The organism is Candidatus Omnitrophota bacterium (assembly GCA_026387175.1).
Classification (GTDB): Bacteria; Omnitrophota; Gorgyraeia; order 2-01-FULL-45-10; family 2-01-FULL-45-10; genus CAIMPC01.
Genome location: JAPLME010000012.1, coordinates 245940 through 251020, shown reverse-complemented (window position 1 = coordinate 251020; position 5081 = coordinate 245940). Strand labels below are relative to the sequence as shown.

Annotated in this window: 4 protein-coding genes; all 4 read right to left on the bottom strand. The window is 33.9% G+C overall.

Annotated features, from left to right (window positions below; genetic code table 11):
* Positions 1-304: 304 nt before the first annotated feature.
* Positions 305-502 (bottom strand): hypothetical protein, encoded by a 198-nt coding sequence (locus NTY76_08180; GenBank protein MCX5679057.1) that lies wholly within the window; start codon positions 500-502, stop codon positions 305-307.
* A 123-nt stretch (positions 503-625) separates the two neighbouring features.
* A complete protein-coding gene (locus NTY76_08175) occupies positions 626-2380 on the bottom strand; it encodes a hypothetical protein (protein MCX5679056.1) in 1755 nt (584 codons plus the stop codon).
* Positions 2381-2541: 161 nt separating this feature from the next.
* Positions 2542-3273 carry a hypothetical protein gene (locus tag NTY76_08170; protein ID MCX5679055.1) on the bottom strand — a complete coding sequence of 244 codons (732 nt, stop codon included), beginning with the start codon at positions 3271-3273 and terminating at the stop codon, positions 2542-2544.
* Between the two features lie 61 nt (positions 3274-3334).
* Positions 3335-5081: hypothetical protein (locus tag NTY76_08165; protein ID MCX5679054.1), on the bottom strand; the 1747-nt coding region annotated here is incomplete at its 5' end.

The following is a 5081-nucleotide window of genomic DNA, read 5'->3' as shown; positions in this document are numbered from 1 at the left end:
CGAGCCCCCACAACACAAGACCCGAGGGCGAAAAGGTAAATTTTGGGGCGCGGCAAAATTTGCCTTTCGCCCAATGACTCAAAATATCAAAAATGCCTCAGGAGGTAGATTTTGGCTAAATTATTAAAGTTACCTTAGCGTATCATATTTTTCGCTTCATGATACACAAAATATCTTGCAAGTAATAAATGAAACACAAGATTTTGAACCGTGATACGTAAAATCAAAAACGTCCCATATTTTCTCTACTTTGAGACACCTTATTTTGCAGGGTGTACTTAAATAGGTGTTTAGTTAATTTTTATTATTTTTTTCTAAGCTCATCTCTTATGTCGCGCAGGTAACATGCGATAGCCACTTGGGCCATAGCTTGCTGCTGTTCGAGTGAAGGTGCGCTATTCGCAAAAGTTAACTGAAGATCTGCGTCAATATCACCGCTGGCATATGTGAGGCCCACGCCTATAATCAACCCAATTATAACACCCATTATAATTTTTCTCATTTCTCTCCCCTCGCTTTCTTTAATAGTTTCCGGGAGTGTCACTTCGGGACACCCCATAAGATTGTGTGTCCTTTTTAACACGCCCCCTATTTATCCTAATATTTTTACATACTTTAAGAATACTTATTTTAATTGTTGTATTGATGTAGCCAATTGTTCAAGGCCTTTTATAATTTCTATCATTAATTCGCTAATAATATCATGCGGTGCTTTATTGTAATAATCAAACATTTTTAATATACGGTCAAATTCTTTCCCCTTTCGATGGGCAGCGCTTGACGATCTTATTTTCTGTACTTTGTAAAATATTTTTGTTAGATTATCCGCGAGTTTTTTATTATGAAGCTTGGCGATAAATGCATTAAGGAGATCTATAGAGCCGTTGACGCCATTATCTCCAATTGAAAGACCCAAAAATTTCTGAAGTACTCTAACATTTAAAGAGTCGCATAAAATCTTTGCTAATGCTTGAATTATTTCATCGAATTCCTTCCATTCATTTGTAAGAGGCACTCTGATTATATTAAGTAGATAAGATTCCTTTTTATTAAAAGGTAAAAAAAATAGATCTCCCAGCCTTTCCTTGCTAATACCTTGCAGATTTTCGAAAGCTTTTTTTATATAGTAAACGGGATCATTTGCAGGTTCAGAAAATTCTGCCATAAAATCGGTTTGCCACCTGTGTTTAGTAATTCCGCCTTTGGGTGGAATGTTATATTGACGCCAATGTAATTGGTCTTGATATGGTATACAGCCAAGATCTCCAAGCCAAACCTGTATAAGACCTTCGTCTGTTGTATCAATAGGCAGGCTCCACAAATCTAAACAACCAAGATGACGAGATTCTATCTTATATTTTCTTGGTTCACTGTAATATTTTGATAATGTTTTTCGGTCAAAATAGGCAGGCGTGAGAAAATGCGGAGTTCCCTTGTCTGTAAAATAATTGCTTAATTTTTTCTCATCGCAAGGAGCCTCAATAACATTACCTTTATTATCAACGCCTATAATAAATGAAACGCACTTGTCCTCTCTATCAAGATTGGCCCAATCGGTGTGTTCCTTGAGCACTTCAGGAAAAGGCAAAACTATATCTTTTCCTAAAAACCTAGATGCGCTAATATTGCCATTACAAGGAATATCCATTCGAAGCCAGAGAAGAAATATCCAGTCGCGCTCTTTTATCACTAATTCTTTAAATTCTCCTCCAATATAATCCGTTATATCAACTTTCGATCTGCGCCTATGATCATGATACCTAACCAAACATGATTTATATGCAGCTAAGTAATCACGAAGAGCGGTTGAGTCCACTTTTATCTCTTCCTGTTTTTCGTTGTTTAAGATTTTTATTATTGAAATTACGTTGCCATCTTTGTCTATTTTTTGAAACTCACTTAGTTCAGGCACATAAAATAAGTTATGGAATAGTATAAAACTTTGCGCTATCTCAAATCTATCATCTACATATCCATTAAAATATCTTTTTAAAATAAACGGTCGAAATTCAATATCTTTTATAGATTCTTTTTCGCCAGTATTAAATTTAATATCTTTTGATCCACCTTCGGTGTAAAATTCTGGGTATCCAAAATTATTATGGCTAACTTCCCAATCATGCGATTGTAGCAAGATCTTTATATTTTTTTCTTTATCTCCAACTTCTGCTAACGCACTATACGTAAAAAAATCTGTACCTGTATTATCGTCTATATATGCCCTAGCAACAATTATCCAGTCTTTTTTGGTGTGTTCGTTTATAGATAACCAGTCTTTAAATCCTAAAAAATCGATGGCACTTTTATTTTTGTCGTTTTGCAAGAATTGATGCACAGTCGGTGGAATTTTGTTATTATTATGAAATTTTTCAGCGCTCATAAAATAAAAGTCCTCTTGAGCTTCTGGGGTGTGTCACTTTGGGACACTCCGCTCAAGTTGTGTGTCCCTTTTTGACACATCCCCTATTTTCACTTATTAAAAACAATTATATTCTTTTCAAATGATATAACCCTTTATACAAGCGACTTTGCTGTTCTCATTCACATGCTTTGGTAATTTTTTATAGCTTCCACGTATTGTTTTCCTAAACTTGTTAATATATAAACTTCTCCTTTTGCATCGGCCTTCTCCATTAACCGCTTTTTACATAAATGTTCAAAAGCCATTTCGTAACCGATAAACCTGCAGCCATTGGTTTCTATTTTCAGCTCTTGCTCTGTTAATTTCGATACCATAGCTAATTGCTTTACATCACCGCTCACTTCGCTTATTAAAATTTGTGCTCTTTCTTCTATCTTTTTTGTTGGATCAATAAATTTTTGTCGAAAATAAGTATTTTTATTTACCATATGAGATATGTCTATAAAAAATTCGTACTCTAACTCATTGGAATCCCTATACTCTTTCCATATCCCTTTCCATTTTCTTTTATATTGCCTTATTTTTGGATTATGAGTTCTTTTGTAAAAATAAATCGAAATTGGTCTTTCTGGGTAATCCTTCTGAAATATCTCAATCTCTTCTATTGTGCCACTAATAGATTTACCCGTATCTGATCCTATTTTATTTTTAAAAACAACGACTAACCAGTCGCTTGGTGTAACCAAATATTGATTAATTACTCCCTGCGTCCGCTTATCCTTTGAATCTGCGGATGTGTTTGGCACATCTGTTTTAAAAAATAATGGGTGTAATGATATTTTATTCTTTTCGGCATGAGCGCCATTCCATCTAACAACACAGTCTCTCAAAGCTTTTTGTTCCTTTTTCACATCTGATGGACACGAAATCATTAAATTATACACAGTAGCCTGATAAGACATTAATATCCGCCTATCTTGAATAGAAAAGATTCTCTTCTTCTGTTTTATGATCTTCTATCATTTTATCTACACTTGCAACACATACGTCTAATGCATTTTTTAAAAGTCCTACCGGAGCGCTATCTTTTAAAACTTGAAACACATCTTTTTTGTCAATAAATGCAGGGGGAACTTCTCCAGCGGAAGAACTCCACCCTCCCTCAGGATGTATTTTGCTTTTTAATAGGTTTATAGTATCCTTTTCAAAGCGGAATTCTTTGCTTTTTTGAATAGCCTCATTAAAAATATCAATATTTGCACGATTTAACGGCAAATGAAACAAACAACTTAATAGCTTTGAAAAATCTTTTCCATTATAGAAACTGCTTTTTATATCATCTAAATACAGCTTTCCTGTCTTATTTTTCAACGACACAATCTGTTCAAAAATTTTGGAAACGCTAAAACTCGCATTCCCCTTATATTTCTCATCCCATGATAACACTTTTTCGATGATACTTAAGTAATCGTCGGGGTTTTTAATCACTTTTTCAAGGAAATTGATGCCATCATAAGGAATTGCTTCATATTTATTGTATTTATTTATTTTTTTCTCTTGCTCTAATCGCGTTTCAATAAAATCTGCTAATTCCTTCACATTAACAAGCATTAAAGACGCAAGTCTAAAATCATAATAAGTTAACTTTCCAGTGTTTATAAGAATCGAATGAACGACATCCCATGTAACCTTAAGAAATTCATTAATATAATCTATTTTTTTGTCGTGCAAAATAAATGCGATATGATCCATTGATTTCGCACGCACCGTAGGGCTTAAATGATTTAAAATAATTAAAACTATCTCTGCCATTTCCTTAGCTGAAATCTTATCTCCGATGAATCGCATTTGTTCAATAATAGATAGATTTAAATCATCAATGTTTTTCTCTGCCATAGATTTAACTATTTCATATTTATCAAGACCGGAAATATCGAATGAGAGAATATTTATCGCTATCTTTGATTCCTCAATCGACAGATCAGATGATAATAGTACTTCGTTAATAATCGCTTCTGCCATTTCGGGAAATTTTTGCACTAATTCATAACTTATTGTATATTTAAAAATCATTGGAACATCTTTCCATAAATTCTTTTTACTTCTTATTTCCTTAAAGACGGTTGGAGCTTGTTCGAACCATGCTTTTAAGAACAAGGCATTTGCGGAAGTAATTGTTACTCCCTTGTCTAATTCGCATAAAAAACTTATAATCTCTGCGGGTGAAGGATATTTATCATTTAATGCCGCGGCGTCTTTTTTGAAATCCTCCACTTTTAGGTTCCATTTTCTTTGCAAAATATTATCCACAACCCATGGCCATCTATCTTTTGATGGCGCATCCTTTAGTTTTTCTCTGACATCATCACCAATATCCCATTTTGATGTATAATATCGAAAAATTCTATACTCGGCATCGTATTTAATTTTTCCAAGTAATGATAAAATTTTTTCATCAGCTACATCCTGGTGGGCCCACCATCCAAATAATAAATCTTCATACGAACTTAAAACTTTTCGATCAGTTTCTTGGCTAATAAAGTCATTATTATATATGAACTCCGCCATTTCTTGCCGTTCTATGTTAATCTTGTCTTTTAGTGGAATTTCCGGGATACCAGCGCCAAAATTACTTCTTCCAATATCATCCGCGATTTCAATAGCTGCTAAACGTAATTCGGATCGTTTATCTAATAGCATGGATTTCACTATTTCTATT